The sequence below is a fragment of the Methylobacterium sp. CCH5-D2 genome, assembly GCF_001556475.1.
Taxonomy (GTDB): domain Bacteria; phylum Pseudomonadota; class Alphaproteobacteria; order Rhizobiales; family Beijerinckiaceae; genus Methylobacterium; species Methylobacterium hispanicum.
Window position 1 is genome coordinate 1 of sequence record NZ_LSIX01000499.1, and the last position, 3,774, is coordinate 3,774.

A 3,774-nucleotide genomic window follows, 5' to 3' on the forward strand; every position below is an offset into this window, starting at 1 on the left:
GCGGCTTGCCCGCGATGGTCCAGTCCCGCGGGTCCTTCAGCGCCACGTCCTTCGGCGGCTCGATCGTCGCGGCCTCGCCCGCCACCGCGCCGTAGGTGGTGCTGCGGCCGGAGGCGGCATGCGTGATCGTGCCCCGCTCCGTGCGGCACTCGGCGGCCGGGACGCCCCAGCCTTTCGCCGCGGCCGCCACCAGCATGGCGCGGGCGGCGGCGCCCCCCTTGCGCACGTACTCGTGCGAATCGCGGATGCCGCGGCTGCCGCCGGTCGAGTAGTCGCCCCAGACGCGCTTGCGCGCGAGGTTCTGGCCCGGGCTCGGATACTCGGTGGTGACGCGGGCCCAGTCGCAGTCGAGCTCCTCGGCGACGAGCTGGGCGAGGCCGGTGAGCGTGCCCTGGCCCATCTCCGAGCGGGCGACGCGGATCACCACCGTCTCGTCGGGCTTGACCACCACCCAGGCGTTCACCTCCGGCGCGGCGGGCGCCCCGTCGCGGGTCGCGGCCCGCGCCAGGAACGGGATGTGGAAGCCGAGGCTGAAGATCCCGGCGCCGGCCAGCAGGGCGCGGCGGGAGGGGCGGGGGGCCCGCGAAGGGGCCTTCCGGTCGATGCGCATCGCTTCTCCCCTCAGCCGGACTGGCCGCGCTCGGCGGCGAGCTTGATGCCCGCGAGCACGCGGTTGTAGGTGCCGCAGCGGCAGATGTTGGTGATCTCGGCCCGGATCTGCTCCTCGCTCGGGCGCGGGGTCTGCGCCAGCAAGGCCGCCGAGGCCATGATCATCCCGGGCTGGCAGAAGCCGCATTGCGGCACGTCGAGTTCGGCCCAGGCCTGCTGGACCGGATGGTCCATCCCCGGCGCGAGCCCCTCGATCGTCACGATCTTCTGCCCCGTCTCGATGGCCGAGAGCGGCAGCGAGCAGGCCCGCACCGCCGCGCCGTCGACGTGCACCGTGCAGGCGCCGCACTGGGCGATGCCGCAGCCGTATTTGGTGCCGGTCAGCCCGATCTGCTCGCGGATCACCCAGAGGAGCGGGGTGTCGGGCTCGGCATCGACCTCGCGCACGACGCCGTTGACGGTGAGACGCGCCATCGAACCCCTCTCTCTGGAACAGGCGTAATGTATACCGTATCGCCACACGAGGCCGCATCTCAAGGGGCGACACCGGGCGATCGCGGGGCACATCCGCGCAGAGGCCGATGCTCCGCGGGGCGGGGGCACTCGCGCGCACGAACGTCCGCCCGAGGCACGGCCGAGCTGCGAGGATGGGGTGAAGGGTTCCGGAACGATGGAGACGCGCCCGCCCATGCACGCGCTGCCGGCCGCCGTCCTGCGGGCGGAGCCGACCGTCTGGCTCAACCCGCACCGGCGCCCCAGCGCGGCGGTCCTGCCCGGCCTCGCCCTCACCGAGGCCGACCTGCGGGACGCGGAGGCGCGCTGGCACCGCTTCGCGCCGCTGCTCGCCCGGCTCTTCGCGGGGCTCGCGGACGGGCGGATCGATTCGGCCCTCGCGCCGCTCGCGCCCGATGTCGCCGCCCGCGTGCTCGGCGGCGCGCCGGGCACGGTCTGGGTCAAGGCGGACCACGACCTGCCGGTCACCGGCTGCATCAAGGCGCGCGGGGGCGTCTACGAGGTGCTGGCCTACGCCGAGCGGCTCGCCGAAGAGGCGGGTCTGCTGACGGATGGGGCGTCCTACGCGGCCTTCGCCACGGGCCCCTTCCGCGACCTCTTCGCCCGGCACACCGTCGCGGTCGGCAGCACGGGCAACCTCGGCTTCAGCGTCGGCGTGGCGGCGCGGGCGCTTGGCTTCGCGGTCGAGGTGCACATGTCGCACGACGCGAAGGCGTGGAAGAAGCGGCGCCTGCGCGCGCTCGGCGCGCGGGTCGTCGAGCATGCGGGCGATTACGGCCGCGCGGTCTCGGCGGCGCGGAGCGCCTTCCGCGACCGCAACGACGCGCATTTCGTCGATGACGAGAACTCTCTCGCCCTGTTCCTCGGCTACGCCGCGGCGGCGCGCGACCTGGCGCGCCAGCTCGGGCAGGCCGGGATCGCGGTCGATGCTGAGCATCCCCTGTTCGTCTACCTGCCCTGCGGCGTGGGCGGGGCGCCGGGCGGCGTGGCCTTCGGGCTGAAACTCCTGTTCGGCGACGCGGTGCGGCCGGTCTTCGTCGAGCCGGTGGCCGCGCCCTGCATGCTGGTGCAGCTCGCCGCAGGGCTCGAGCGGCCCGTCAGCGTCTACGACGTCGGCCTCGACAACCGCACCGCGGCCGACGGCCTGGCCGTGGCGGGCGCCTCCATGCTGGTGGCGCGGACCGTCGGCGCGCTCGTCGAGGCGATCGTGACGGTGACCGACGACGCGCTCTTCGCCTGGGTGAAGGATCTCTGGGACCGGGCGGGGCTGCGCCTCGAACCCTCCGCGGCCGCGGGCTTCGCCGCCGTCGGCCCGTTCGTCGCCGAGGCGGACGGAAGGGACCGGACCCGCGCCACGCACGTGGTCTGGACGACGGGCGGCGCCCACCTGCCGGACGCCGAGTTCGCGGCCGCGCTGGCGCGCGGCTAACGCGCTGGCGCGCGGCTAACGCGCTGGCGCGCGGCTGACGCGCTGGCGCGCGGCTGACGCGCGGCGGGCGCCGCCCGGGCGCCCGCCGCCACCCCGGATCCGCGGCACGGCGTGGTCAGGCGGCGAGCTTGACGGCGTGCTTGCTCTCGATCGTGCGCCGGATCAGGCGGCGGGTCCGTTCGGTGAAGGCCAGCTTGTCCGCGAGGCAGCTTTCCAAGAGGACGCCGACGCCGAAATGGCCGCTCACGTCGGCCATGGCCACGAGGGCCACGTATTCGGCGATGCGCAGGTGCATCAGGTGGTTCGCCTTGACCAGGATGAACAGGGCCTTGGCCGCCGGGGCCTGGATCTCGGCCAGCTCGCGCCGGAAATCCTCGAGGAAGACTTCCTGCAACCGCCCGTTGACCGTGAGCGGCTTCTCGCCGATCAGCTCGAAGCAGCGGTCGAGCGACTTGATCGTCTTGTCCTGGATGAAGGCGCGGGACTGCAGGGCCTCCTGGATGGCCGGGTCGTGCGCGACCTGGCCCAGCTCCTCGTAGATCTTCGTCGCGCGTTCCGCGTGATGCCGCGCATCGCTCAGCATGCGCACGAAAAGCTCCCTCGGTGTCTTGACCGGCATGGCCGTCTCCTCACGCTGTGTCGTTTCGGACGAAGGCATCCCTCGAATGCCGAGACCGCTTCGCGCCCTCGGCCCGTTCCCTGGCCGGACCGGAGGCGGCCTGCCGTCGGCCGCCGCGATGCGCGGACTGCGCCGCACACCGTGACGCCGCGATCGATGCCGCAGCGAAGCGGAGGGTGGATTATGCGTCCGGGACGATCCTCTGCTTGATCGGGCGAGACATCGGCCGCGGCGGGGGCCGTGCGCCCCGCGACCGGGCCGCGCGTCCCCCCGGATCAAGCGGGGTCGGCAGCTCGGCGCTACCGTGCGGCCGACGGCTTGCGAGCGGGCAGGGGACCTCCGAGAGGGCAGGCGGCCTCGCGCCTCGCTCGGGACGCGGTCCTGGTCCCGTCGGCAGGTCCTCCTCTTCCAGCCCGGAGACACCCTCATGAGAACATTGCGGATCGCGTCTTTGGCCTGCGCCGCCCTGCTCGTGGGCGGCGCGATGGCCGAAGCGCGCGGCTTCTATGGCGGGACAGGCTTCCGCGCCGGCGGCGTCCGGGGCGGCGGCATCCACGGCTACCGCGGCGCGGTAGCGGGGGGCTATCGGGGCCGCTACGGCGGG

At 73.9% G+C, this 3,774-nt stretch carries 4 protein-coding genes; 1 reads left to right on the forward strand and 3 read right to left on the reverse strand.

The window, feature by feature from the left end; genetic code table 11:
• Together AX737_RS12745 and AX737_RS12750 are read right to left on the reverse strand one after the other, a co-directional pair.
• On the reverse strand, positions 1-610 hold a 610-nt coding region (locus AX737_RS12745), incomplete at its 3' end, for a molybdopterin cofactor-binding domain-containing protein (protein ID WP_156453681.1).
• Positions 611-621: 11 nt separating this feature from the next.
• Positions 622-1,083, reverse strand: a complete 462-nt coding sequence (locus tag AX737_RS12750; protein WP_066921847.1) for a (2Fe-2S)-binding protein — start codon at positions 1,081-1,083, stop codon at positions 622-624.
• Between the two features lie 214 nt (positions 1,084-1,297).
• On the opposite strand from AX737_RS12750, the gene AX737_RS12755 reads away from it, so the two are divergent.
• The gene (locus AX737_RS12755; RefSeq protein ID WP_238230006.1) at positions 1,298-2,551 is read left to right on the forward strand and encodes a D-serine ammonia-lyase; all 1,254 of its coding nucleotides are present in this window, start codon (positions 1,298-1,300) and stop codon (positions 2,549-2,551) included.
• Between the two features lie 115 nt (positions 2,552-2,666).
• Here AX737_RS12755 and AX737_RS34360 read toward each other — a convergent pair whose 3' ends face one another.
• A complete protein-coding gene (locus tag AX737_RS34360; RefSeq protein WP_066921851.1) occupies positions 2,667-3,170 on the reverse strand; it encodes a DUF892 family protein in 504 nt (167 codons plus the stop codon).
• Positions 3,171-3,774 lie beyond the last annotated feature (604 nt).